The sequence below is a fragment of the Janthinobacterium sp. BJB301 genome (genome assembly GCF_002735685.1).
Lineage (GTDB): Bacteria > Pseudomonadota > Gammaproteobacteria > Burkholderiales > Burkholderiaceae_D > Janthinobacterium > Janthinobacterium lividum.
The window spans coordinates 161,044-185,599 of the sequence record NZ_PDZJ01000003.1; the positions used below are offsets into that span (position 1 = coordinate 161,044).

Sequence of the window (24,556 nt, forward strand, 5' to 3'; positions counted from 1 at the left end):
CGCTCCGCTTACTTCTTCGCTGGCGCCGGGGCGCGCTCTTTCAGCACGCGCGCCACCAGTTCATCCATCACGCGCAGGGTCGCTGTCTGGGTCTGCGGCTCGGACTGCCCCGGACGCGACAGCTGCGCCGGCGACGTCACGAAGCGGCCATCGATGACGATGGTCGGCGCGCTGTCGATCTTGCTGGCAGTGATCAGCTGTTCATTGCGTTTCAGCTTGGTCTGCACGCCGAAGGAATTGAACATGTCCAGGTATTTCGCCTTGTCGATGCCATTCTTGACCAGCAGGTCGAGGATGGCGTCATCGCGGTTCAGGCGGTTGCGCTCGACGTGGATGGCGCGGAAGATCTTGTCGTGGAACTGGTCCAGCTGGCCCATCGCTTCCAGGGTGGCATAGGCGTGCGCCTGCGGATCCTTCGGGCCATTGAAGGCCAGGTGGATGCGGCGGAAGGCGATCTTGTCGCCCTGCTTCTTGACCCAGTCGTGCATCAGCGGATCGAGCGCGTAGCAATGCGGGCAGGAATACATGAAGTACTCGACAACTTCCACCTTCTTGCCCGTGTCCGTGCGCACTGGCGTCGGGAGCGTGGTAAAGCCGGTATCGGCCGCCATGGCGCCGCCGGTGGCCGCCACCAGGGTGACGGCGGCAAGCAGGGGACGCAAGAAACGCAGAAAACGCATAATAATCCTTCATCATAAATGGTCGTGAACGGGGCGAGATTACCACTTTTTGCGCCGGGCGATGAAGCCCGGGCGGAAAAAAACCGTCTTTATCACTCCGGTTTGCGCCCGCTTAAGCCGCATTTAAGCCCCGCCGCGCCCGCGCCTCAAAAATGGTAGCGCGCCGACACGCGCAGCTGGCGCGCATCCTTGAGATAAATGCTGGAACGGCAGCCTGGCGCATCGCCGTAATGGCGGCGGTTGGCCAGGTTGCTGCCGGCCAGTTCTAGCTCCCAGGTGCCCAGCTTGCGCACATAGCGCCCGTCCACGGTGGCAAACGCAGGCACTTGCGCCAGGCAGCTGTTGGCGAAATCGGGACCGTAGCGCAGCGCGCGCAGCCATTGCACGCCCATGTCGGCACTGGCGCCGGCCTGTCCCGTCCAGTACAGGCGCAGGCTGGCCAGGGTTTTCGGCACGAGGGCGATATCCGGGCCGTCATAGGCGTAATCGTCGTAGCGCGCATGCACTTGCCGCAGTTGCCCGTCGAGGCGCCAGTCGCGCGCCAGCGCCATGCTGGCCTCGATGGCGATGCCGTCGCGGCGCGAGGGGTCGAGGTTGCCCGCAAAGCCCAGCTGGCCCAGGCTCTGGTCGAAAACGATCTGGTTGCTCAGGCGCTCGCTGAACACGCGCACGGAAGCGCTGCGCGCCGCGTCGCCGAAGGTGGCGCCCACTTCCATCTCGCGCCGCAGCTGTCCCGCCAGGGGGCGGTAGCCGGCACGGGTATAGCCATCGTCGTCGATGCGGTAGCTGCGCGCGGCCTTGGCGTACACGCTCAGCTGCGGGCGCAATTGCAGGCTGCCCTGCACGTCCCAGGCATTCTGGTTTTCCCAGTCGCTGCCGCCGGCGGGCATGTCGGCAGGATCGAGCTGGAACTGTTCATGCCGCAGTCCCAGCAACAGGCGCGGCGTATACAGGCCGCCGAAGGCCAGATCCTCGCGCAGCAGCAGCGCGCGCGAATACTGGCGGCGCTGCCCATCGCCATCGCTGCCCGAGCGCCGCTGCCACTGCATCAGGTCCAGGCCCACTTCCGTATCCGTGCCCACGCCGCCCACCTTGCCGTAATGGCGCAGGCGCGGCGCCAGCTGCCGGCGGCGGCTGCTGTATCTCGATTCGCTGCTGCCCTCCTCGCCCGCATAGTGGGCAGTGGCACGCTTTTCCCGCTGCGACAGTTCCACGCCCAGCTCGAAACTGCCCACATAGCGCTGCACGAAGGCGCTGGCGCGCCGCACTTCATAGCGGTACAGGTCTTCCGGGCGGGCCGCCAGCATGGCCAGGAACGGCGCCTCGGGCGCGGGATAGCTGGTGTCCTGGTTCAGCTGGTCGGCGCTGAAGCCGAAGCGGCCCTGCCGCACCTTCCATTCCGCGCCGCCATTGAAGCCGCGCTGGTGAAACACGCTGCCATCGCGGTAATTGCCATTGCGCAGTCCGTCCATGGCCACATCGAGCATCATGCCGCCCTGCTCGCGCGACAAGGCGCCGCGCACGCTGTGCTGGCCGCCCTGCGCCAGCTCGGCGGACAAGTCGCCATGCGTGACGCCGGCCGCGCCGCCATCCACGCCATCCTGCGCGCACGCCGGCATGGCCAGGGCGCACAGCAGCAAGGCGCGCGCGGCAATGGTCAGGACGGGAGGGGCAGGCATCATGGCGGCAGGCTTGAGGCGTCATCGCGGCGCGGACGCACGCTGGTGGGACGGGGGGATGGCAAAAGCGAATCATTATACGCACGGCGCGCGGCGCCGCAAGCGCCGGCCCGATGGTACTTTCCTTATGCCAATATTTTATTGGTGATTTGGCATTTTTGTAGGTATATTAAGCTGCGCCCGGCGATCCTGGGCGCAGCCGACTGCATTTGAAAATCAACAATAAGAAGTCACTGTGGGAGTCACGCATGGAAAGTCGTAGCACAACGCGCCAGGGGCCGCCAAGTCCCCGCGGCACGCGCCGCAGCATTGGTTTTTTCCCCATCTCGGGCAAGCTCAAAGCCCTCTCCATCGCCGCCCTGCTGCTGGCCGGCCTGGCCCTGCAGGCCGACCTGTTCGCCCAGCCGGGCCAAGGCAAGCCGGCCAGCGCACCCACGCCACTGGCGCCGTCCGCCGACGGCATCGCCCTGGCTTCGCCGCACGCTTCCGCCGTCAGCACGCCCAGCGCCAGCAACGCCTGGGGCGGTGCGCGCACGGGCGCGCAAGCGACCCTGTCGGAGCGCGTGGTCGATTACCAGATCGAAGCGACGCTCGATCCCGTCAAGCACACCATCGACGGCCAGCAGAAACTACGCTGGCGCAACCGCAGCGCACAAGCCGTCAGCAGCGTCTACCTGCACCTGTACCTGAACGCGTTCGAAGGCGAGCATTCGACCTTCTTCACCGAGAAGCGCAAGCTCGATACGGGCTTCCGCTCGGGCGTCGACACGCGCGACGGCGAGTGGGGCTACATCGAACTGCGCAGCATGACGCAGAACGGCGCCAAGGCGCCCTGGCATTTCGTCCAGCCCGACAACGGCCCGGCCACCGACCGCACCGTGGTGCGCGTCGACTTGCCGCAGGCCGTCGCGCCGGGCGCCGAGACGACGCTCGACATCCGCTTCTTCGACCAGCTGCCGCGCGTCATCGCGCGCACCGGCTATTTCGGCAGCTTCCACCTGGTGGGCCAGTGGTTCCCCAAGATCGCGGTGCTGGAATTGCCCGGCGAACGGGGCGCCACCGCGCCGCGCTGGAATGCGCATGAATTCCACCTCAATTCGGAGTTCTACGCCGATTTCGGCAACTATGACGTGAAGCTGACCGTGCCCAAGGAGTACACGGTGGGCGCCACGGGCGAGCTGCAAGGCGCGCCGCAGGAAAAGAACGGCATGCTCACGCATCACTATGTGCAGGGCGACGTGCACGATTTCGCCTGGACGGCCGACAAGCGCAGCGCGCAGCCGTTGACGGGCAGCTGGAGCGGCCCCGGCAGTCCGCCGGTGGCCATCAAGGTGCTGTACCCGCCCGAATACGCATCGAACGCGGCGCCGGCGCTGCAGGCGGCCAAGGATGCGCTCACGTATTTCTCGCGCACCCTGGGCCCGTATCCGTACAAGACCCTGACGGTGGTGATCCCGCCGTTCAATGCGGCCGAAGCGGGCGGCATGGAATATCCGACCTTCATCACGGCCTCGAGCTACGCCAACCTGCAGCCGAAGACCATACCCGAATTCGGCCTCGATTTCGTCACCATCCATGAATTCGGCCATGGCTATTTCTACGGCATCCTGGCGTCGAACGAGTTCGAGGAACCCCTTCTCGACGAAGGCTTGAACGAGTACTGGGACCAGCGCATGCTGCGCGCGCGCGGCCAGCACATCCACGCCACCACGCCCCTGCTCAAGCGCCTGGGCTTCGATCCCGTTTTCAAGGTCTTCGAATTCGAGCGCATGGCCGCGCCGCGCCAGGATGCGGCAGATCCGCTGGGCCAGAACGCGTGGGACCGCCTGCAGGGCGTGGGGCCCGTCTACAGCCGCACGGCCATCACCATGCGCGACCTGGAAGCGCGCATCGGCAGCGAAGCCATGGAACGGGGCTTCAAGGCCTACTACGAACAGTGGAAATTCCGCCACCCGAGCGTGGCCGACCTGCGCGAAACGCTGGCCGAGGCGACGGGCCAGCGGCGCATCGTGGAACAGGTCTTCGCGCAGCAAGTCTATGCCAGCGCGAATATCGACGACCGCATCGGCACCTTCACCAGCGAAGAGCAGACGCCGCTGGCGGGCATGGCGCTGGTGAACGGCAAACGCGTGGAGCATACGGCCGAAGCGCTGGAAAAAGAGGAAAAAAAGGTACGCGATGCGTGGGACAAGGCGCATCCGGACGCCAAGCCGGGCACGGGACCGTATCCCTACCTGACCAGCGTGGTCCTGCGCCGCCGCGGCGCGCCCGTGCCGCAGGTGCTGCTGGTGAAGTTCGCCGACGGCAGCTCCGAACGCGTGGTGTGGGATAACGAGCAGTTGTGGCAACGCTACACCTGGAGCAAGCCCGTGAAGGCCGTCTCGGCCGAACTGGACCCCGACCGCGTGCACTATCTCGACGTCAACAAGCTCGATGAGAGCCGCACCCTGAAGGCAGACAAATCCGCCTCGCAGCGCTGGAGCTTCGACCTTGCGGCCGCTTTCCAATACCTCCTTTCCCTGATTGCCATCGTATGAGCGCCACTTCCACGACACGGGCCAGCGGCCTGACCCTGACCACGCGCGCCAGCCGCGCCGCCCTGCAATGGCGCTTGCTGCTGCTGTGGGCCGGCCTGCTGCTGATCCCCGCCATCCTTGCCGTCATTCCCCTCTGGCGCACCTTGAGCGCCAGCCTCGATAACGCAGTGCATGCGGCGGCCCTGGCGCACAAGCTCGACCTGATGACCCTGGCCGACCTGGTGGCCAATGCGGGACGCAACGGCGCCGCCATCAGCCAGGCCGCCATCACGGGCATCGTGCTGGCCTTGCTGCTGTCGCCGCTGCTGAGCGGCTTGGTGGTGACGGCCGCGCGCGCGCCTGCGCCACCCGGCTTCGGTCCCCTGCTGACGGGCGCCTTCAGCGAATACGGCCGCATGCTGCGCATGCTGCTGTGGAGCATCGTGCCGCTGGGCCTGGCGCTAACGATCGGCGCCGGCGCGCTGAAACTGGCCGACAAGCACGCGGCGAAAGCCATCCTGGAAGCCGATGCGGACCTGGCCCGCCACCTGGCCTTGCTGCTCACGGGTTTGCTGTTCCTGCTGGCCTGCGCCACGCTCGACGCCGGCCGCGCGGCCTTGGCCGTCGACCGTCGCCGCACCTCGGCCGTCAAGGCATGGTGGCGGGGCCTCGGCATGCTGCGCCGGCGTCCGCTGGCCAGCCTGGCCATCTACCTCGTCATCACCGTGCTGGGACTGGCGCTGTATGCGCTGCTGGGCGTGGCGCGCCTGAACCTGGCCGCGCCTGGCCCACTCGCCATCGTGGCCGGCTTCTTGGTGACGCAGCTGGCGGCGCTGGTGCTGGCGTGGATGCGCAGCGCCCGCCTGTTCGCGCTGATCGACGTCAAGCGCTCGCTCGCGTAATCAACTCCCCAGGCGCCCTTCATCGGCGAGAAAGTCGATGAAGGTGCGCACCTTCGACGACAGGTAGCGGCGGCTCGTGTAGACGGCATACACGCTGCCGCCCGCCAGCTTGAAATCATCGAAGAGGCGCACCAGCCGCCCCGCCGCCAGGTCCGCATCCGTCTGCCACGACGGCAGCAGGGCGATGCCCATGCCGTCGAGCGCGGCCGCGTGCAGCAGGCTTTCGTTATTGCATTGCAGGACGGGCGAGAACTTCACCGTCTCGCGCCCCTGTACCCCGTCGAAGGCCAGCTCATTGCCGTTCGCCAACAAGGAATAGCTGATCATGGCGTGCCGCGCCAGGTCCTGCGGCAGGTGCGGGTGGCCCGCGCGCGCCAGGTAGGCGGGCGCGGCCACCAGGTGGAATTCGATGCTGCCGATGGGCCGCGCGATCAGGGCCGGCGATGGAGCCTGGCTCACGCGCAGGGCCAGGTCGAAACCTTCTTCCACCAGGTTGACCACTCTTCCGCTCAAATCGATGTCGAACGTGACTTCCGGAAAACGTTCGCGGTAAGCGGCCAGGGTGCGCGTAAAGATGGCGTTGGCGAACCAGACGGGGGCGCTCAGGCGCAGCATGCCGCGCGGCACCACCGTCGTGCGGCCGACCATCGCTTCCACCTCGTCGAGATTGTCGAGCATGTCGCGGCACTGTTCAAAATACACCTTGCCGATTTCCGTCAGGCTCAGGTGGCGGCTGCTGCGGTTCAGCAGGCGCGCGCCCAGGTGGCGCTCCAGGTGCATCACGTGCTTGCTGACCATGGCCGGCGACAGGTCCAGGCGCTCGCTGGCGCGCACAAAACTGTCGAGCTCCACCACGGCGCGAAACACGCGCATGCTGCGCAAGGTATCCATACCCATCCAATCGTCAACAAATTGGAAATGATATATCAATAATAGCGATCTTGATCAACTGACTGCGCATGACTATCATGGTCCCATCGTTAGCCACTCCCCCAGGAGCCGCCATGCAAGAGCACACTTTCCCCACGTATTTCCTGTCGCACGGCGGCGGCCCGTGGCCGTTCATGAAAGACCAGTTCGGCGGCCGCTACGACGTGCTGGAAGCATCGTTGCAGGATATTCCGCGTCAGATCGGCGCGCGGCCGACAGCCGTGCTGGTGGTCACGGCACACTGGGAAGGGCCGCAATTTCTCGTCTCGGCCAGCCCACGGCCGGGCATGATCTACGATTATTCGGGCTTTCCGCCGCATACGTACCAGATCCAGTACCCGGCGCCCGGCGCGCCGGAACTGGCGGCGCAAGTCAAACAGTTGCTCGACGCGGCTGGCCATCCGGCGCGCCTCGACCACGAGCGGGGTTTCGACCACGGCACCTTCAGCGCCCTGTTCCCCATCTACCCGCAGGCCGACATGCCGCTGGTGCAGCTGTCGCTGAAACACGGCTACGACCCGCTCGCGCACGTCGAAGTGGGCCGCGCGCTGGCCAGCCTGCGCCGGCAAGGCGTGCTGATACTCGGCAGCGGCCTGTCTTACCATAACCTGCGCCAGTTCGGCCAGGCGGGCGCCGTCGCCTCGCACCAGTTCGACGCCTGGCTGCGACAGGCCATGGCCTTGCCGCCAGAACAAAGGCTGGAGCAATTGCTGGCCTGGGACCAGGCGCCGGGCGCGCGCCAGGCCCATCCGCAGGAAGACCATCTGCTGCCGCTGATGGTGGCGCTGGGCGCGGCCGAGCAGGAAGCGGCGCAGGTGGTGTACCACGAGGAGGATTTCTTTGGGGCGCTGGCGGTGACCAGTTTCAAATTCGGATAATCGGATAGCGCATGAAAAAAGCGCCGCGACATTGCTGTCGCGGCGCTTTTTTCATGGTGAAGCGGTAACTTACGTGCCGCGCTTGCCGCGCGCCGCATTCTTCGCCTTCTCGGCAGCGATCTCCGCTGCCTTGGCCGCTTTTTCCGCCATCTCGGCCGCGTGCTGGGCCAGCAGGGCCGCACGCGTGTCCGGCGTTTCCAGCGAAATGCGTCCCAGGATGCCGCTGCGGTAGTCGAGCAGCAGGGTGTGCGACGCTTTCTCGAAATCGTAGTCGCCGCCCTTGATGCGGAAACCGCGCTTGGCGGCGATGCCTTCGACCACGCCGATGGCGTCGACTTCATCGACCTTGGTGCCATAGCGGGTTGCCAGCAAGTCCGGGTAGCGCTTGAGCAATTCCTCGGCCAGGAATACGGCCACTTCTTCTTCGATCAGCGCGTTCGAGCCGATCGCATGGCTGGCGGCCAGCATCAGGCCGTCGCTGGGGATGGCGATCTTTGGCCACAGCATGCCGGGCGTGTCGACGAGAATGGTGTTCTTGTCCAGATACAGCTTTTGCTGCATCTTGGTGACGGCCGGCTCGTCGCCCACCTTGGCCACGCGCTTTTTCAGCAGCGCGTTCATCAGGGTCGACTTGCCCACGTTGGGGATGCCCATGATCATGATGCGCAGCGGCTTCGTCGGCACGCCGCGGTGCGGCGCCAGCGATTTGGCCAGGTCCGGAATGCGCGCCACATCACCCGGCTTCTTGGTCGTCATCGCATATGCGGTCACGCCTTCCTGGGCATTGAAATAGGCTACCCAGGCGGCAGTGGCGGCAGGATCGGCCAGGTCGGTCTTGTTGAGGATTTTCAGGCAAGGGCGCTGGCGGAACAGGCGCAGCTCATCCACCATGGGATTGCAGCTGGCTGCCGGCAGGCGCGCGTCCACCACTTCAATCACCAGATCGGTGTTTTCCATGGTCTCGGCCGCTTTCTTGCGGGCCGCGTTCATGTGTCCTGGGTACCATTGTATCGCCATGCTCTTGCTTTCAAAATCGTTCGGTCAATCCGCTATTTTACGTGGTTGCCGCCACGACGTCCCATTTTCCGCCGCCAGCGCCAGCCGTGCGACACGAACGAGACAATTGGTGATAATTTGGCAGTTACATGAATGATAAGATTCGCAGTCCGTCCAGCCTGGCCGGTTCCCCATCGCACGCTTAACCTGACACGCATTCCATGCACTTTTCCCGCTTTTGCCTCCTCGCCTCCCTTTACGCCTGCCTGCTGCCTGCCATGGCCCAGGAAAAACCGGCGGCACCAGGCGACGCGGCGAACCAAGAAATGCAGCAGATCGTCGACGTGCAAAGCACGCGCGATCCCGACCTGCGTCCCTACCGCACCATGCTCAAGGGGCTCGACGCGTATGCCGATCACCAGCGCCTGGCGCCGGGCGCGCCGCTGCGCTTCATGCTGATTCCCGCCACGCCCCAGGCCAGGCTCGATGGCGTGACCCTGCACCTGTCGGCCGATAACCTGTCGATCCCCGTGCCGCTGGCAGCGGACGGCGGCTTCACCTTGTCGCGCGACAAGACCGCCTACGATGCGAATGCCGATTTGGTCAGCAACAAGAAGCGCGACACCTTGCGCTGGCGCGCCGACATCCACACGCCGGGCCTGCCACAGAATGTGCGCCGCCTGGGCGACCTGCGCCTGGAATGTGAAATCCGCTGGGCCGTCGAGCAGGATGAGCTGTCCTTTGTCCGGCGCAACCTGTTCCGCCTGGCGGGCGGACCGTGCCACTCGTCGCTGATCCACGTGCCGTTTCCCGTGGCCCGCAAGCTGCTTGCCGTGCAGGCGCGCTCGGGCGAACGCACGCTGGACATCCGCGTCACGGAAGACCGGCAGCGCTATGTGCCGCCGCTGCATGACGTGAACTGGGACGACAATACCCTGCTGACCCTGACCTACGCCGACGATGGCAAAATGGCCGGAGCCGCCCCGGCTGCGCCCTTGCAGGCGGCGCAGCGCCAGTAAGGCGTGCCCGGAAATCTAGGTCAATTATTTCCACATGGATTTTTATATTTACTGAAAGAAACAAAAAAGTATGCTCTAATATCGCCTCTTAAATGAAAAGCAATTATTTCCAGGCTGGCTCCCGCCAGGGAAATATGCGATGGGGATAGTTCGATATGATGATGGAACACACGGGCACGGCGCCCAAGCGCGTGCCGCGCAATGACTGGAAGAAAGAATGCCGGCAATTGCAGGGACAAGTGGCGCAGCTGGAAGAACGGTTGAAGCGCCAGAGCGCCGACAGCTATGGCTTGCAAGTGCTGTATGACCAGCTGGTCAATGAAATCAAGCACCACCGCGACATGTCGCAGCTCGACAGCTTCGACGCGGATAAATCATCGCTCGTCTACACGCAAGCCTGGCGCCGCTTCATGGCTGGCGACGCGCTCGACTACCAGACGCACCGCCACACGAATTCCCGCAGCCGGCCCACCTTGCTGTAGTAACCCCGCACCCTTACAGCTCCGCCAGCGCCTTCACGTGCGCGGCCACGCTGCGGCCCAGGGACGACAGGTTGTAGCCCCCTTCCAGGCAGCTGACGATGCGGCCCTTGCCATACTGCCTGGCCACGGCCATCATTTGCTGCGTCATCCACGTGTAGTCGGCCTCCACCAGGCCCATGCCGCCCACGTCGTCTTCGCGGTGGGCATCGAAACCGGCGGAAATGAAAATCATCTGCGGTTGCTGCCGGTGCAGCGCGGGCAGCCAATGGTCGAGTACCAGCTGGCGCACGGCATCGCCTTTCGAGCGGGCCGGCACGGGCACGTTGACGCGCGTGTCCGTATACGATTCCACGTCGCTGTACGGATAGAACGGGTGCTGGAAAAAGCTGACCATCAGGATGCGCGGGTCGTGCGCCACGGACTCGGCCGTGCCATTGCCATGGTGCACATCGAAGTCGACGATGGCGACCCGTTCCAGCCCGCGCACGTCGAGCGCATGCTTGGCGGCGATGGCGATATTATTGAACAGGCAAAAACCCATGGGTTCGCTGGGACGCGCATGGTGACCAGGCGGGCGGATCGCGCAAAAGGCGTTGCTGATCTCGCCGTCGATGACGGCATCGGTGGCTGCCACGGCCGAGCCAGCTGCCGCCAGCGCCGCGTCGTAGCTGTGCGCGTTGAGCAGGGTGTCGCCATCGAGCGGGTAATAGTCGCCCGCCGGCGGCACGTTGTCGCGCACGAGGCCGATGGCCGTGGCGCTGTGGTTGCGCTCGATATCGGACAATTGCGCGCGCACGCCGTCGCGGTGCTCGACCAGGTCGCTGATATGCGCCAGGATCAATTGATCGTTGATGGCCTGCAAGCGGGCCGGCGATTCGGGATGCCAGTCGCCCATTTCATGGCGCTGGCAATCGGGATGGGTATAAATGGCTGTGCTCATGCGCTGTACTGGTTACCTCTGTCTCTGTCCATTCTCTGTGCATACTGGAACACTGCATGGCATTCCTGTTCGCCCTGCGCGTTCTCGCATAAAATCACTGGCTGGTCTGTGCCGCCGCTGTACTAATCTACCACGTGCGCGGCACGGGCGGGCGGCACGGCTTGACCTGGCCAAAGCGATTGTAAATTAAATAATCCGTCTTACTGTGATAGAAATAGCATGTTTTCGAAAATACACCAGGCCGCACGGCAGATCGGCGAAGTTCTCGTCGGCAAACACTTGCAGATCCGCCAGACCCTCGCCTGCGTGCTGGCAGGCGGCCACCTGCTGATCGAAGACGTGCCCGGCGTGGGCAAGACGACCCTCGCCCACGCGCTGGCCATCTCGCTGGGCCTGCAATGGAAGCGCCAGCAATTTACCAGCGACCTGTTGCCTGCCGACGTGGCCGGCATGAGCGTGTATGACCGGGGCAGTGGCAGTTTCATCTTCCACCCTGGCCCCCTGTTTACCCAGGTGCTGCTGGCCGACGAGATCAACCGCGCCACGCCGAAGACGCAATCGGGCTTGCTCGAAGCGATGGAAGAGCGGCAAGTGAGTCTCGATGGCGTCACGCGCGCCCTGCCGCAGCCGTTTTTCGTCATCGCCACGCAGAACTGCGCGCACCAGCTGGGCACCTTCCCCCTGCCCGAGTCGCAGCTCGACCGTTTTCTCATGTGCGTCACCCTGGGCTACCCCGATGCGGCCGCCGAACGGGAACTGCTGCTGGGCGCCGACCGCCGCGCCATGCTGCAAACCTTGCCGGCCGTGATGAACGCGGAAGAATTGCTGCAGGCGCAAGCGAACCTGCGCGCCATCCACGCCTCGCCTGCCGTCGTCGACTACGTGCTGGCCCTCGTGCATGCCACCCGTGCGCCGGGCGTGTTTGCCGATGGCCTGAGCCCGCGCGCCGCGCTGGCCTTGCTGCAGGCGGCACGCGCCTGGGCCGCCTTGGCCGGACGCGACCACGTCACGCCCGACGATGTGCAAGCCGTACTCATTCCCGTCTGCGCCCACCGCCTGCATGCCGCGCAAGGGTCCACGGACAGCCGCAGCCTGCTGCAGCAATTGCTGCTGGCGACACCCGTCTGACAGCCGTGCGCCTGCGCGATATCCGATGGTTGCCGGCGCGCCCCTGGCTGGGCGCGCAGCGCGTGCACATCCGTCCCTCGCGCGCGGGCCTGGCCTTTGCCGCGCTGCTGCTGGCGCTGTGGATCGCCGCCGTCAATTACCATCTGGGCCTGGGCTACGCGCTGACGTATTTCGCGGCCGCCTGCGCCATCGCCGACATGCTGTTTGCCAGCCGCAACCTGGCGGGCCTGGCGCTGGCCGCCATGCCGGGCGAGCCCGTGTTCGCGGGCAGCCAGGCCATGTTCACCTTGCGCCTGATCAACCGCAGCACGCGCCCGCGCCATGCGATCCGGCTGGCCGTGATCAATTCCACTGCAGCGCCCGGCCAGGCAGATATCGCCGCCCACGGGGAAACGGCCGTCAGCATCGTCGTGGCGGCGCGGCAACGCGGCTGGCTCGATGCGCCCTCCATGCGCCTGTCCGGCAGTTTCCCGCTGGGCCTGTTTATTGCCTGGTGCCATTGGCAACCCGAAGCGCGCTTGCTCGTATATCCGCAGCCCGAGCAGAACGCGCCGCCGCTGCCCTTGCCGGCCGGCACGGTGCAACAGGCGCAGCAAACACAACAATCACGCTCGTCCGGCGGCGCCCTGGAACTGGCGGGCGTACACGCCTACCAGCCCGGCGATCCCTTGCACCGCCTGGCCTGGCGCCAGATCGCCCGGCATGACGGCGAGCATTTATTCAGCAAGCAATTCCAGCCTGCCGCCGACGCACAGATGGGCGCAGCCCGTGGCAGCATCGTGTTCGATCATGCCGCCCTGCATGCGCTGACGCCGGAAGCGCGCCTGTCGCGCCTGGCCGCCTGGGTGTTGCAGGCGGAACGCACGGGCTTGCCGTATGGTTTGCGCCTGGGCACGCTGACTCTGGCGCCTGCCTTGGGCGCCAGCCAGCGCGACGCCTGCCTGCGCGCGCTGGCCCTGCATGATATGCCGCACGATTTGCCACAGGATGAGGCCATGGCATGAGGCAATGGCTGGCCAACTTGCCGCGTGACAAGGCCGACATTCTGCTGCTGTTGCTGGCCGCCGCCATGGTGCTGGCGCCGCACGCGCTGCACCTGCCCCCGTGGCTGTCGGCCGCCGCTGCCGCGCCGCTGCTGTGGCGCGCCGTCATCACCGTGCGGGGCCGGCGCCAGCCGCAGCTGGCCATGCTCGCGCCGCTGGCTTTGCTGGGCATCGCCGCCGTCTACGCCAGCTATGGCACGCTGCTGGGACGCGATGCGGGCGTGGCCATGCTGGTCCTGCTGTTGGCCTTGAAATCGCTGGAAATGCATGGCCGGCGCGACATCTTCGTCTTTGTCTTCCTCGGTTTTTTCCTCCTGCTGGCAAACTTCTTTCATGCGCAAGGCATCCTCAGCGCCGCCTGGATGCTGGCCACCGTCATCGTCTTGCTGGCCTGCCTGCTGTCGGCCCAGTACGGCGCCATGCAGCCGCGCCTGGCGCAAAGGCTGGGCTTGCTGGGACGCATGCTGGCGCTGGCCATTCCCCTGTCGGCCGTGATGTTTCTTGCCGTGCCACGCATCGACGGCCCCCTGTGGGGGACGGCACAAGAAGGCGCGCAAGCGCGCACGGGCTTGTCCGACAGCATGCAGCCGGGCGCCATCGCCTCGCTGGCCCTGTCAAGCGAACCCGTCTTTACTGCCGATTTCAGCACAGCTATCCCGCCACAGGACCAGCTGTATTGGCGCGGCGTGGTGCTGGGCGACTACGATGGCGCCACCTGGACGCGCAGGGGCGCCGGCCGGCGCACGCCTGCCGGCGACAGCCGGATAGACATCGCGCTGGAAGGCCAGCCCAGCCAGTACGAAGTGACGTTGCAAGCGAGCGGCCAGCGGCGCATCTTCGCGCTCGACGTGCCGCGCAGCATTGAACGCTTGCCCGGCAATCCGTATGTCGTGTCGTCCGCGCTGGAAGTGCTGACCGTACAACCCATTACTTCGACCGTGCGTTACCGCGCCAGTTCCCAGCCCAGCTACCGGCTGCAGGCAGGCTTGTCGGTCGCGCAGCAACAGCCATGGCTGGCCTTGCCTGCTGGCAGCAATCCGCGCAGCGTGGCCTGGGCCCGCGCATTGCGCGGCCATGGCGCGCAGGCGCTGGCGCCCGCCGACGCCATCGCCGCCGTGTTGCAGCACTTCCGCCGTGCGCCCTTCCGCTACACCTTGCAGCCACCGCTGCTGGGCAAGCATGGCGTCGATGACTTCCTGTTCACCACGCAGGCGGGCTTTTGCGAACATTACGCCAGCAGCTTTGTCGTGCTGATGCGTGCCATGGGCATACCCGCGCGCGTCGTCACGGGCTACCAGGGCGGCCTGCGCAACGGGACAGGCAACAGCTTGAGCGTGCGCCAGTCAGACGCCCATGCCTGGAGCGAAGTGTGGCTGGCGGGCCGGGGCTGGGTGCGCATCGATCCCACCAGCGCCGTCGCGCCCCTGCGCACGGAGCGCAACCTTGATGCCGCCCTGCCGCCGGCCCCGTCGCCACTGACGGCATGGCGCGCCCTGGCAGGGCTCGATGGCGGCGCGCACGGGGCACTTGCCGCGTGGCGCCAGCAATGGCAGCAAGCCGAGCACGCCTGGAGCAGCTGGGTGCTCGACACCTCGCCGCAACGCCAGCGCGCCATCCTCAATGGCTTGAAAAACGTGCCAGCGAAAAAGCTGGCACTCGCTTGTGCCGTATTGGCCCTGCTGTGCGCCGTGGCGGGCGTACTGGTCTGGTGGCGGCAAGCCCGGCAAGGCGATCCGCTCGACATCCTGTACGCGCAATTTTGCCGCCAGCAGGCGCGGCGCGGCTACAGCCGTGCGCCGCATGAAGGCCCGCACGGTTATGCTGCCCGGCTGGCGGCGGGCAAGGCCACACAAGAGGCGCACGCCGCCATCGCACAGTTTCTGGCAATCTATGCCGCGATGAAGTATGGTAATGCCAACCCAGACGAACAACTCCGCGCGCGGCGCAGCTTGCGCCGCCTGTTAACCCAATGCCGATGAGACGCTCCTTGTTACCGATCAAAACCTCCGCCCTGTCCCTGCTCCTCTCCCTTCCCCTGTGCCTGTCCACCGCGCATGCTGGCGAAAACAGCAACATTTCCGCTGCCGACCGCGCCCGTGCCATGCGCGCAGCCAAGGCCCAGCCCGTCAAAAAGGTGGCTGGCAAGCCGGCGGCGAAGAAAGCACCGGCGAAATTCGACTTCGAAGGCGAATTTGTCGACTATGCCAATTGGAAAGAAGTACGCGCCTTCCTCGACGACATGTCCGCCAAGCACGGCTTTGACCGCGCCGAACTCGATACCCTGATCGGCAAGGTGCGCTATGTTGAGTCGACCGTGCAACTGATGAAGCCAGCCCCGCCGGGCAAGCCAAAGAACTGGCAAGCGTACAGCGCCCGCTTCATCGAGCCGGTGCGCATCAATGCGGGCGTGAAATTCTGGGAAGAGAACGCGGAAGCACTGGCGCGCGCCGAACGCGAATATGGCGTGCCGGCCGAGATCATCGTCGGCATCATCGGCGTGGAAACCGTGTACGGCCGCAATACGGGCCGCTTCCGCGTGCTCGACGCGCTGACCACCCTGGCGTTTTCCTATCCGGAAAGCCCGACGCGGGCCGCGCGCATGGAGTTTTTCAAGGGAGAACTGGAAAACGCGCTGCTGTACGCGCGCAAGGATGGCATCGATCCCTTGACCCTGCTCGGCTCGTATGCGGGCGCCATCGGCCTGCCCCAGTTCATGCCTAGCAGCATCATGAAATATGCGGTGGACTTCGATGGCGATAGTCACATCGACCTGCGCAATTCGACGGCCGACGCCATCGGCAGCGTTGCGCATTTCCTCGTCGAACACGGCTGGCGGCGCGACGATCCGGCCATCAGCACCTATCCCGTCGCCGTTTCGGCCAGCCGCGCGTGGGAAAAGTTCATCGGCCAAGGCTTGCAGGCGAAGTACCGGCTGGCGGAATTGCAGGAAGCTGGCGTGAGTGCCGCCCCGTCCACGCCCCAGAACATGTTGTTTGGCTTGATCGACTTGCAAAATGGTTCAGAAGCAACTGAGTATCACTTGGCAACCAATAACTTCTTTGCTATAACTCAGTACAACAGAAGTTATTTTTATGCCATGTCAGTGATTGACTTGGGCAAGGCCATCAGTCAAGTGCGCGCACGCTAACCGAAAGTCAGTGTAAAGTTATAATATTACTTGTAAGAAAGCGTAAGCGATATTGAAGCGACCAGAAAACAGGTCTATGGTAAGGGCCGATAACATGTGCCAGCCTTGCTCGCCAGCCTTTGTGCGGCACGGAATACGGAAATGGTTTTATACTTAACTTTTGTCAAAGTACAATTTTTGTTCTATCATAGAGCATAATAAAGAATAAATAGGTGTTGCAGCTAGACAACACCGATTCTGTACCAGGCAAGATTATCGGGCTTTCCCGCCTGAAATTGAATCCTGTTGTACAATTGTGTATATATCATGAAAAACTGTATCCCGGATCGTACCGTGTGTGAATTCGTTCCTTTTAGTAAAGAATGAACATGAACGCAGCAAGAGCGAGCTCCGAGTGTTTTTTACTTTGCAGTGCAACTACAGAAGGAACAATAACATCATGACAAACCAAGTCGGCATTGATATGAACAGCGATTCGGACTCCGACGATCTGCTTCAATACAACCCAAACAGATTGCTCGATACCCTGATCGAAAACCTGCGCCTGAAAAACGATGCAGCCCTGTCCCGCGCGCTGGAAGTAGCGCCACCAGTCATCAGCAAAATCCGCCACCACCGCCTGCCGGTCGGCGCATCGCTGCTGATCCGCATGCACGAAGTCAGCGACCTGAGCATCCGCGACCTGCGTTACCTGATGGGTGACCGCCGCAACAAATTCCGCATCAGCGACAAGCAATTCAAGCCAAAAGAAGGCGAAACGCCACAAGGCTGATCCTGCCAGTTTCGCAGGTTTTCCCTCCCCGCCATGGGGAGGGGGTATTTCCAGCAGTTCTCAGGCCGTTCTGGCCGATATCAATTCAATTACACCATTACGCAGGGAAAACACCTGTGGACAGATAGCGGTCGCCACGGTCGCAGACGACAAACACGATCGTCGCGTTTTCCACCGTTTGCGAGATGCGCAGCGCGATTTCGCAGGCGCCGGCTGCCGAGATGCCGCAGAACAAGCCCTCTTCCGCGGCCAGGCTGCGCGCCATGCGCTCGGCCACGCCCTGGCTCACGTATTCCACCTGGTCGACGCGCGACTTGTCGTAGATTTTCGGCAAGTACGCTTCCGGCCACTTGCGGATGCCGGGGATCTGCGAACCTTCCTCGGGCTGGGCGCCGATGATCTGGATGGCGGGATTCTGCTCTTTCAAATAGCGCGACACGCCCATGATGGTGCCCGTCGTGCCCATGGCGCTGACGAAGTGCGTGATCCGGCCTTCCGTGTCGCGCCAGATTTCCGGTCCCGTGCTTTCATAGTGGGCGCGCGAATTGTCTTCGTTGGCGAACTGGTCGAGGATCACGCCGCGGCCATCCTTCTGCATCTGCTCGGCCAGGTCGCGCGCATATTCCATGCCGCCCGTCCTCGGCGTCAATAAAATATCGGCGCCGTAGGCCGCCATGCTCTGGCGGCGCTCCACGCTGAGGTTATCCGGCATCAGCAATAGCATCTTGTAGCCGCGCAAGGCGGCGGCCATGGCCAGTGCGATGCCCGTATTGCCGCTGGTCGCCTCGATCAGGGTATCGCCCGGCTTGATGACGCCGCGCTCTTCGGCGCGCTTGAGCATGGACATGGCAGCGCGGTCCTTTACGGAGCCGGCCGGATTATTACCCTCCAGCTTGCCAAGGATGACGTTGTTGCGCGCAAGCGCATCGGCACCCGGCAAGCGCGTCAGCTGCACCAGCGGGGTATTGCCTATCGTATCTTCAAGTGTCTTGTAAGCCATCGTGTCTGTTTGAGTGGATTCAACAAAGACCCATTCTAATATGAGATGCTGGACGGTGTATCGCTCATCGGCGCCGGCATCCGGGCCCGCGGGCGCGTCCGGCTGCGCCGCCACATGCCGCATGACGCCTGCCGCGCCGCCATTTTCGGGCGTGCGCCAGGGATATTGCGGCAGGCGCGCGCCGCATGCGCTAGACTCGTCACTGTTAGTTATTTTTGTTATTTGCTTATTCAGTCTTCGAACGGACTCGCCATGGCCAGCAGCACACCCGAATTCATTCCCGAAACGACGCAGGACGATCCCGTCCAGTTCGCCACGCTCGACTTGCAGGGCCGCAGCCACCAGATCTCGCCCGTCTTCAATGCGCCCGAACTGCAGCGCTTGCAGCGCTATGGCACGCGGCAGCACTTTGCCGATGGCGATACGCTGTTCGAGGCGGGCAGCAGCAGTTTCGGCATGCTGGTGATACTGTCGGGGCGGGTCAGCATCAAGCGCCACGAGGTGCTGGGGCAGGCGTCGCAGCTGCGCGAAGTGGGTGTCGGCCACTTCATTGCCGAGGTGGCGCAATTGTCCGGCCGCCCTACCCTCGTCAACGGCAGCGCCGTGGGCGCGGTGGAATTGCTCGACATCAGTTCGGAATCCTTGCGCGCGCTGATCGTGGCCGAGGCGGAGATGGGCGAACGCATCGTGCGCGCCCTGATCCTGCGCCGCGTGGCGCTGATCGAGTCCAATTCGGGCGGCCCCGTGCTGGTGGGACCGCGCGGCAATGGCAATCTGTTCCATCTGCAAAGCTTTTTATCGAGCAATGGCCATCCGCACACAGTACTCGACCCGGCCACCGATGCGGCCGCCGCCGCGCTGGCCGAGCGCTACCAGCCCACGCCGCAGGAATGGCCGCTGGTGGTCTGTCCTGATGGCAAGATCATGAAGAATCCCGGCAATGCGGAACTGGGACGCTGCCTGGGCATGCTGCCCGATTTGTCCGGCGACAAAATTTTTGACGTGCTGGTGGTGGGCGCCGGTCCTGCCGGTCTGGCCACGGCCGTGTATGCGGCATCCGAAGGCTTGAGCGTGCTGGCGTTGGAACAGCGCGCGTATGGCGGCCAGGCGGGCGCCAGCGCGCGCATCGAAAATTACCTGGGCTTTCCCACCGGTATTTCCGGCCGTGCACTGGCAGGACGCGCCTACGTACAGGCGCAAAAATTCGGCGTCGAGATCGCCACTCCGGCCAGCGCCGCCAACTTGCTCTGCGACACCTGGCCGCTGCGCGTCAATCTGTGCGACGGCACGCAGGTGCGCGCCCGCACGGTGGTGCTGTCCTGCGGCGCGCGCTACCGCCGTCCCTCGCTGGCGAACCTGAAAACGTATGAGGGACGGGGCGTGTATTACTGGGCCTCGCCCATCGAAGCCAAGCTGTGCCGACAGGAAGAGATCATCCTGGTCGGCGGCGGCAATTCGGCCGGCCAGGCGGCCGTGTTTCTCTCCGGCCACGCCGCCAAGGTCCACATGGTGATCCGCGGCGAAGGGCTGGCGGCCAGCATGTCGAGCTACCTGATCGAGCGCATCGCCGCCACGCCCAACATCACCCTGCATACGCACACGGAAATCATCGCCCTCGAAGGCGACGACGATGGCTTGACGGAGGTGCGCTGGCGCAACAACCGTACGGGCGAGGAAGCCGATTGCGCCGTGCGCCGCGTGTTTCTCTTCGTCGGCGCCGATCCGAACACGGACTGGCTGCACGACTGCGCCGTGGCCGTCGATGAGCAGGGTTTCATCCGCACGGGCTTCGACGTCACGCGCGCCGAATGCCGCGCCCATGGCCACGGCCACGTGGTGTATCCCCCCGACTTGCCGGACCGGGCCGCGCTGGAAACGAGCGTGCCGGGCGTGTTCGCCATCGGCGACGTGCGGGCCGGCTCGACCAAGCGCGTGGCCGCCGCCGTCGGCGAAGGGGCGGCCGTGGTGTCGCAGATTCACGGCTTCCTGGCGCGGCTGCCGGCAGGCTCGGCCTGAAAATCGTGCATTGTAGAAACTGCTACAATCGGCTGTTGCCATCCAGCTGAAAGAGTCCGCATGCCCCACACCGCCAAGCTTTCCTCGCGCCGCAGCATGTCCGCGGCCCGCTGACGGTGCGCCGCATGTTCATCAAGTTGCTGCTGCTGGCCACCATGTTTGCCGTGCTCAGCATCGCCGCCCTGTACAGCTATGGGCGTTTCGCCGAGCGGTCGCTGGGCGCGCCTGGCACGGCCCTGCCGGTGGCGGCAGACGCCACCCTGCTCGACCGCGTGCTGGCGCCGCAACTGGCGCAACGCCCGGGCCACAGCGGCACGGCCCTGATCGACGACAATCTGGAAGCGTTCGCCCTGCGCGCACTGAGCGCGCGCGAAGCGGGACGCAGCCTCGACCTGCAGTACTACATCTGGCATAACGACGTCACGGGACGGTTGCTGGTGCGCGAACTGCTGCGCGCGGCCGACCGCGGCGTGCGCGTGCGCGTGTTGCTCGACGATATCAATGCGCGCGGCCAGGACGCCGCCATCCTCGCACTCGACAGCCACCCGCTGATCGACGTGCGCATCTTCAATCCGAGCCGCAACCGCGACGGCATCTGGCTGCGCGCCGTGGAAATGGCCTTGCGCGCCGTCAGCCTGAACCGGCGCATGCACAACAAGGCATGGATCGTCGATGGCAGGGTGGCCCTCGTCGGCGGGCGCAATATCGGCGATGAATACTTTGATGCCGCCGAGCAAGTCAATTTCCAGGATGCAGACTTGCTGCTGGTGGGACCCGCCGTGCAGCAGACGAGCGATATCTTCGACCGCTTCTGGAACAGCCGCGCCGTCATCCCCATCAGCGCCTTGCATGCTGGCAAGGACGCGGGCGCGCCGGAATTGCAGGCTGTGCGCGCCCGCCTCGACGCGCTCACGGGCGAACTGGGCGCCTCGCCCTACCTGCGGCAGCTGACGGATACGGGCCAGCTGCAAGCCCACCTCGACGGCCGGATACGCCTGCACTGGAGCGGGCAAGTGCAAGTGCTGTCGGACCCGCCGGAAAAAGCCGCGCCGGTGGCCAGTTTGCAACGCAGCGAACACTGGCTCATGCACAGTTTGCTGCCCCTGTTGACGGACGCGCGCGAAGAAGCGCTGCTGACCTCGCCTTATTTTGTGCCCGGCACGGCGCTGACGCAGACCCTGGGCGAAAAAGTCGCGGCCGGCGTCAAGGTCCAGGTACTGACCAACTCGCTGGCCGCCACCGACGTGGCCCTCGTGCATGCGGGTTATGCGCGCTACCGCCAGGAGCTGCTGGGCGGCGGCATCGAGCTGTATGAATTGAAGACCCTGCACCGCAAGCGCATCAGCCTGATGGGTTCGAGCCGCGCCAGCCTGCATACCAAGGCCGTGGTGGTCGACGGCCAGCGGGGCTTCGTCGGCTCCTTCAACCTCGATCCCCGCTCGGCCCAGCTGAATACGGAGATGGGCGTGCTGTTCAACGACGCCGCACTGGCGGCCGACATGCGCACGCTGTTCCTGCACTCGACGGCTAGCGACACCAGCTATCGTTTGCTCCTTGAGAACGGTGCCCTGCGCTGGTCCGACGCCACAGAAGAGCCAGCCAAGGTGTGGACGCACGACCCGGAAGCAGGCATCTGGCGCCGCATGCTGGTGTGCGTAATGCGCTGGCTGCCGATCGAGTCGCAGCTGTAGGCGCGCATGGCATGTAAAAACTTTAATCCTGGCAAGATTGCCATCTAAAAATATTTGTTGTTTTCAAAACATGTTAGATGCCGTTTTACCAAACGCTGCTATAATCGCTTCAACGAGACACCACCGCTGTCTCCGCAATACCTTTCTCGCCCTTCCGCGATTGAATCCAACGTTGGCCAAAAGCTCGCCGACAGACTGCAACACTACCCTGTCACTTTTGGAGCTTTATCATGCGTAAAACATCTATCTTGCTGGCGCTGGCCGCCGCTTCCCTGTGCGTCACTGCTGCCCAGGCCGCCACAACCAACCTGGTCAAGAATGGCGATTTCGAACTGACCAGCAATGGCACCTCGAAACAGCTGAACGAAGGCAGCTACGCCCGCGCGGACCGCACCTACCTGAGCGACTGGTCCAGCAAGGGCTATAACTTTGTCTTGAACGGTAACAACATCGACGACACCAACGCCGCGACGGCGCTGGCCTTGTGGGGCCCGAATTCGTATAGCGGCGCGGGACCGAAAAACGGCCTGGGTGTCAGCCCCACGGGCGGCAATGTGCTGGCTGCCGACTGGGATTATTTCCCTGGTCCCGTCACGCAGCTGGTCAGCGGTCTGGTGGCCGGCCATGCCTACACCCTGAGTTTTTCGTATGGCGCGGGCCAGCAAGTGGGCTTCCGCGGCGATAACCTCGTCAATTACTGGGACGTTGCGCTGGGCAGCAGCAAGCAGCAGACGGCATCGCTGGCCAACGTCAGCCAGGGCTTCACGGGCTGGCACCAGGCCAGCATGACCTTCACGGCCACGAACAGCAGCGAATTGCTGTCGTTCATGGCCAAGGGCAGCCCGACGGGCGCTCCACCGTTCATGCTGCTCGATGGCGTATCGCTGGTGTCGGCCGTGCCGGAACCATCGACCTGGGGCATGCTGATCGGTGGACTGGGCTTGCTAGGCTTCATGGCGCGCCGCCGCAAGGCTGTTGTTGCAGTCTGAGCCGCCAGCGCACATAACAGAATCCGGACCAGCCCAGCTTTGTCCGGATTTTTTTTGTTCTTACCTGATGGAATGAAATGAGCCTGCTGCACACCTTGCAAACCCACCTGCCCGGCATCGCCATCGATGTGCTGCGCCTGGTCCTGTGGCTGGTGCTCCTGGCCGTGATTTTCGTGCCGCTCGAGCGCTTCTTTGGCGAGCGTCACGCGGGGCGTGCCCGCACGGAACTGTTCAGCGACCTGGGCTTTTATTTCATCAGCAGTCTGCTGCCGGCCGCCTTGCTGGCCGCGCCGCTGGCCCTGATCGCCGTCGCTGGCCAGCGCTTGCTGCCGGATGCCATCCCCGCCGCCCTGTCTGCCCTGCCCCTGTGGGGCAAGATACTGCTGGGCTTGCTGATCGGCGAAGTCGGCACTTACTGGGGCCATCGGCTCAGCCATGAAATTCCATGGCTGTGGCGCTACCATGCCGTGCACCACAGCACGGAACAGCTGTATTTCCTCGCCAATACGCGCACCCATCCAGTCGACATGGTCGTCACGCGCCTGTTCGGCCTGACACCCCTGTATCTGCTGGGCCTGGCCGGCCCAAGTGCGGCAGGCAGCGCTGCCCCCGTACTGCTGTTGCTGATCGGCACCGTATGGGGCTTCTTCATCCACGCCAACCTGCGCTGGCGCTTCGGCCCGCTGGAATGGCTGGTGGCCACGCCCGCCTTCCACCACTGGCATCACAGCAAATTCGAGCACATCAACCGCAACTACGCCTCTACCTTACCCGTGCTGGACCGGCTGTTCGGCACATATCACTTGCCGCGCGCCTGGCCGGCCGCCTGCGGCATCGAGGCCGCCATGCCGCAGACGCTGGCGGGGCAACTGGCTGCGCCATTCAGGCGCACTGGCAAGCCGGAAGTCCAGGCTGCGGAATAAAAAAAACCCCGCGCGGCCGGTACCACGCGGGGTTTTCTTCTCGTGCTGCGCGGCACCACCACGCAACACGCTTCACAACGACACGCTTACTTTTTCTCGGCTTCGGCCTTCTTCGCGTCGGCAGCAGCCAGTTTGGCTTCCTTCTTCGCAGCCGCTTCCGCAGCCTTGGCTTCTTTCTTGGCGGCCGTTGCCGCTTTCTTCGCGGCAGCGGCTTCCTTCTTCGTTTCGGCAGCCGTTTTCACGGGGGCGGCATCGGCCGCCGCTGCAGCAGGAGCAACGGCTGCTGCAGGCACTACCTTGGCGGCGGCGGCTTCTTTTTTCGCGGCAGCGGCGGCGGCCTTGGCTTCTTTCTTGGCGGCAGCAGCTTCCTTCCTCGTTTCAGCAGCTGTCTTGGCTGGCGCCGCAGCGGTGTCGGTCGCAGCAGCTGGTTTCGGTGCGGCTTCTTTCGCTGCAACTTCCTTCACAGCAGCGTCCTTTTTTGCCGGGGCAGCTTTCGCCGCCGGAGCGGGCGCCGCTGGCGCGCCGGACTTGGCCTGGCCATTCACCTGCAAGCCCGCTTCCGACAGCTTCACGGAACTTTTCGGGCCGATGCCCTTCACGCGTGTTTCGAAATCAGCCCAATCCTTGAAGGCGCCGCCCTTGGCGCGTTCATCGATGATGGCTTTCGACGTGACGGGGCCGATGCCCTTGACGCTGTCGAGTGCCGCCTGATCCGCCTTGTTGACATCGACCTGGGCAAAGGCAAAGCCCATCGTCGCGATCAGGGTGGCGATGGCCAGCAGTATTTTTTTGAACATGGGTATCTCTCCGTAATGTGGTTTCAA

At 64.3% G+C, this 24,556-nt stretch carries 21 protein-coding genes; 14 read left to right on the top strand and 7 right to left on the bottom strand.

The genetic code is table 11. The features are described from left to right. Positions 1-8: 8 nt before the first annotated feature. Positions 9-680 carry a thiol:disulfide interchange protein DsbA/DsbL gene (locus tag CSQ91_RS20030; protein WP_034782052.1) on the bottom strand — a complete coding sequence of 224 codons (672 nt, stop codon included), beginning with the start codon at positions 678-680 and terminating at the stop codon, positions 9-11. Between the two features lie 146 nt (positions 681-826). Continuing rightward, a complete protein-coding gene (locus tag CSQ91_RS20035) occupies positions 827-2,362 on the bottom strand; it encodes a TonB-dependent receptor domain-containing protein (RefSeq protein ID WP_099389407.1) in 1,536 nt (511 codons plus the stop codon). Positions 2,363-2,607: 245 nt separating this feature from the next. Here CSQ91_RS20035 and CSQ91_RS20040 point away from each other — a divergent pair, with 245 nt between their 5' ends. Then, positions 2,608-4,896 (top strand): M1 family metallopeptidase, encoded by a 2,289-nt coding sequence (locus CSQ91_RS20040; RefSeq protein WP_180278472.1) that lies wholly within the window; start codon positions 2,608-2,610, stop codon positions 4,894-4,896. Continuing rightward, positions 4,893-5,777 (top strand): hypothetical protein, encoded by an 885-nt coding sequence (locus CSQ91_RS20045; protein WP_099389408.1) that lies wholly within the window; start codon positions 4,893-4,895, stop codon positions 5,775-5,777. The genes CSQ91_RS20040 and CSQ91_RS20045 overlap by 4 nt, the downstream gene beginning before the upstream one ends. Here CSQ91_RS20045 and CSQ91_RS20050 read toward each other — a convergent pair whose 3' ends face one another. Beyond that, complete coding sequence (locus CSQ91_RS20050) at positions 5,778-6,668, bottom strand: LysR family transcriptional regulator (RefSeq protein WP_099389409.1); 891 nt, start codon at positions 6,666-6,668, stop codon at positions 5,778-5,780. A gap of 113 nt (positions 6,669-6,781) precedes the next feature. Between CSQ91_RS20050 and CSQ91_RS20055 the strand changes: the two genes are divergently transcribed. Then, positions 6,782-7,585 (top strand): DODA-type extradiol aromatic ring-opening family dioxygenase, encoded by an 804-nt coding sequence (locus CSQ91_RS20055; RefSeq protein ID WP_099389410.1) that lies wholly within the window; start codon positions 6,782-6,784, stop codon positions 7,583-7,585. Between the two features lie 69 nt (positions 7,586-7,654). On the opposite strand, the gene ylqF is transcribed toward CSQ91_RS20055, so the two are convergent. Next, positions 7,655-8,575 (bottom strand): ribosome biogenesis GTPase YlqF, encoded by a 921-nt coding sequence (gene ylqF, locus CSQ91_RS20060; protein ID WP_035825692.1) that lies wholly within the window; start codon positions 8,573-8,575, stop codon positions 7,655-7,657. Between the two features lie 227 nt (positions 8,576-8,802). On the opposite strand from ylqF, the gene CSQ91_RS20065 reads away from it, so the two are divergent. Together CSQ91_RS20065 and CSQ91_RS20070 are read left to right on the top strand one after the other, a co-directional pair. After that, a complete protein-coding gene (locus tag CSQ91_RS20065) occupies positions 8,803-9,600 on the top strand; it encodes a hypothetical protein (protein WP_099389411.1) in 798 nt (265 codons plus the stop codon). A 155-nt stretch (positions 9,601-9,755) separates the two neighbouring features. Continuing rightward, complete coding sequence (locus tag CSQ91_RS20070) at positions 9,756-10,082, top strand: hypothetical protein (protein ID WP_099389412.1); 327 nt, start codon at positions 9,756-9,758, stop codon at positions 10,080-10,082. Positions 10,083-10,095: 13 nt separating this feature from the next. On the opposite strand, the gene CSQ91_RS20075 is transcribed toward CSQ91_RS20070, so the two are convergent. Further along, complete coding sequence (locus CSQ91_RS20075) at positions 10,096-11,022, bottom strand: histone deacetylase family protein (RefSeq protein ID WP_034782036.1); 927 nt, start codon at positions 11,020-11,022, stop codon at positions 10,096-10,098. Between the two features lie 219 nt (positions 11,023-11,241). On the opposite strand from CSQ91_RS20075, the gene CSQ91_RS20080 reads away from it, so the two are divergent. The 5 genes from CSQ91_RS20080 (at position 11,242) to CSQ91_RS20100 (ending at position 17,113) form a co-directional block, all read left to right on the top strand. Continuing rightward, positions 11,242-12,150, top strand: coding sequence for an AAA family ATPase (locus tag CSQ91_RS20080; protein ID WP_070282660.1), 909 nt, complete (start codon positions 11,242-11,244; stop codon positions 12,148-12,150). A gap of 62 nt (positions 12,151-12,212) precedes the next feature. Further along, positions 12,213-13,154 carry a DUF58 domain-containing protein gene (locus CSQ91_RS20085; RefSeq protein ID WP_180278473.1) on the top strand — a complete coding sequence of 314 codons (942 nt, stop codon included), beginning with the start codon at positions 12,213-12,215 and terminating at the stop codon, positions 13,152-13,154. Continuing rightward, positions 13,151-15,172 (top strand): transglutaminase TgpA family protein, encoded by a 2,022-nt coding sequence (locus CSQ91_RS20090; protein ID WP_099389414.1) that lies wholly within the window; start codon positions 13,151-13,153, stop codon positions 15,170-15,172. The genes CSQ91_RS20085 and CSQ91_RS20090 overlap by 4 nt, the downstream gene beginning before the upstream one ends. Then, complete coding sequence (mltB, locus tag CSQ91_RS20095; RefSeq protein WP_099389415.1) at positions 15,163-16,341, top strand: lytic murein transglycosylase B; 1,179 nt, start codon at positions 15,163-15,165, stop codon at positions 16,339-16,341. The genes CSQ91_RS20090 and mltB overlap by 10 nt, the downstream gene beginning before the upstream one ends. Before the next feature lie 439 nt (positions 16,342-16,780). Next, positions 16,781-17,113 carry a hypothetical protein gene (locus CSQ91_RS20100; RefSeq protein ID WP_034751784.1) on the top strand — a complete coding sequence of 111 codons (333 nt, stop codon included), beginning with the start codon at positions 16,781-16,783 and terminating at the stop codon, positions 17,111-17,113. 97 nt (positions 17,114-17,210) lie between these two features. On the opposite strand, the gene cysM is transcribed toward CSQ91_RS20100, so the two are convergent. Next, complete coding sequence (gene cysM / locus CSQ91_RS20105) at positions 17,211-18,113, bottom strand: cysteine synthase CysM (RefSeq protein ID WP_034782030.1); 903 nt, start codon at positions 18,111-18,113, stop codon at positions 17,211-17,213. Positions 18,114-18,365: 252 nt separating this feature from the next. Between cysM and CSQ91_RS20110 the strand changes: the two genes are divergently transcribed. The 4 genes from CSQ91_RS20110 (at position 18,366) to CSQ91_RS20125 (ending at position 23,732) form a co-directional block, all read left to right on the top strand. After that, positions 18,366-20,129, top strand: a complete 1,764-nt coding sequence (locus tag CSQ91_RS20110) for an FAD-dependent oxidoreductase (protein ID WP_070282653.1) — start codon at positions 18,366-18,368, stop codon at positions 20,127-20,129. A gap of 125 nt (positions 20,130-20,254) precedes the next feature. Continuing rightward, the gene (locus tag CSQ91_RS20115) at positions 20,255-21,820 is read left to right on the top strand and encodes a phospholipase D family protein (RefSeq protein ID WP_099389416.1); all 1,566 of its coding nucleotides are present in this window, start codon (positions 20,255-20,257) and stop codon (positions 21,818-21,820) included. Positions 21,821-22,050: 230 nt separating this feature from the next. Beyond that, the gene (locus CSQ91_RS20120) at positions 22,051-22,809 is read left to right on the top strand and encodes a PEPxxWA-CTERM sorting domain-containing protein (RefSeq protein ID WP_034782027.1); all 759 of its coding nucleotides are present in this window, start codon (positions 22,051-22,053) and stop codon (positions 22,807-22,809) included. 77 nt (positions 22,810-22,886) lie between these two features. After that, positions 22,887-23,732 carry a sterol desaturase family protein gene (locus CSQ91_RS20125; protein WP_099389417.1) on the top strand — a complete coding sequence of 282 codons (846 nt, stop codon included), beginning with the start codon at positions 22,887-22,889 and terminating at the stop codon, positions 23,730-23,732. An 86-nt stretch (positions 23,733-23,818) separates the two neighbouring features. On the opposite strand, the gene CSQ91_RS20130 is transcribed toward CSQ91_RS20125, so the two are convergent. Beyond that, on the bottom strand, positions 23,819-24,529 hold the full coding sequence (locus CSQ91_RS20130; RefSeq protein ID WP_034782026.1) for a ComEA family DNA-binding protein: 711 nt from the start codon (positions 24,527-24,529) through the stop codon (positions 23,819-23,821). Positions 24,530-24,556 lie beyond the last annotated feature (27 nt).

Coding starts and splice junctions, on each gene's coding strand:
- CSQ91_RS20030 (WP_034782052.1), bottom strand. CDS start 680: ATGCGTTTTCTGCGTTTCTTGCGTCCCCTGCTTGCCGCCGTCACCCTG.
- CSQ91_RS20035 (WP_099389407.1), bottom strand. CDS start 2,362: ATGATGCCTGCCCCTCCCGTCCTGACCATTGCCGCGCGCGCCTTGCTG.
- CSQ91_RS20040 (WP_180278472.1), top strand. CDS start 2,608: ATGGAAAGTCGTAGCACAACGCGCCAGGGGCCGCCAAGTCCCCGCGGC.
- CSQ91_RS20045 (WP_099389408.1), top strand. CDS start 4,893: ATGAGCGCCACTTCCACGACACGGGCCAGCGGCCTGACCCTGACCACG.
- CSQ91_RS20050 (WP_099389409.1), bottom strand. CDS start 6,668: ATGGATACCTTGCGCAGCATGCGCGTGTTTCGCGCCGTGGTGGAGCTC.
- CSQ91_RS20055 (WP_099389410.1), top strand. CDS start 6,782: ATGCAAGAGCACACTTTCCCCACGTATTTCCTGTCGCACGGCGGCGGC.
- ylqF (WP_035825692.1), bottom strand. CDS start 8,575: ATGAACGCGGCCCGCAAGAAAGCGGCCGAGACCATGGAAAACACCGAT.
- CSQ91_RS20065 (WP_099389411.1), top strand. CDS start 8,803: ATGCACTTTTCCCGCTTTTGCCTCCTCGCCTCCCTTTACGCCTGCCTG.
- CSQ91_RS20070 (WP_099389412.1), top strand. CDS start 9,756: ATGATGATGGAACACACGGGCACGGCGCCCAAGCGCGTGCCGCGCAAT.
- CSQ91_RS20075 (WP_034782036.1), bottom strand. CDS start 11,022: ATGAGCACAGCCATTTATACCCATCCCGATTGCCAGCGCCATGAAATG.
- CSQ91_RS20080 (WP_070282660.1), top strand. CDS start 11,242: ATGTTTTCGAAAATACACCAGGCCGCACGGCAGATCGGCGAAGTTCTC.
- CSQ91_RS20090 (WP_099389414.1), top strand. CDS start 13,151: ATGAGGCAATGGCTGGCCAACTTGCCGCGTGACAAGGCCGACATTCTG.
- mltB (WP_099389415.1), top strand. CDS start 15,163: ATGCCGATGAGACGCTCCTTGTTACCGATCAAAACCTCCGCCCTGTCC.
- CSQ91_RS20100 (WP_034751784.1), top strand. CDS start 16,781: ATGACAAACCAAGTCGGCATTGATATGAACAGCGATTCGGACTCCGAC.
- cysM (WP_034782030.1), bottom strand. CDS start 18,113: ATGGCTTACAAGACACTTGAAGATACGATAGGCAATACCCCGCTGGTG.
- CSQ91_RS20110 (WP_070282653.1), top strand. CDS start 18,366: ATGGCCAGCAGCACACCCGAATTCATTCCCGAAACGACGCAGGACGAT.
- CSQ91_RS20115 (WP_099389416.1), top strand. CDS start 20,255: ATGTTCATCAAGTTGCTGCTGCTGGCCACCATGTTTGCCGTGCTCAGC.
- CSQ91_RS20120 (WP_034782027.1), top strand. CDS start 22,051: ATGCGTAAAACATCTATCTTGCTGGCGCTGGCCGCCGCTTCCCTGTGC.
- CSQ91_RS20125 (WP_099389417.1), top strand. CDS start 22,887: ATGAGCCTGCTGCACACCTTGCAAACCCACCTGCCCGGCATCGCCATC.
- CSQ91_RS20130 (WP_034782026.1), bottom strand. CDS start 24,529: ATGTTCAAAAAAATACTGCTGGCCATCGCCACCCTGATCGCGACGATG.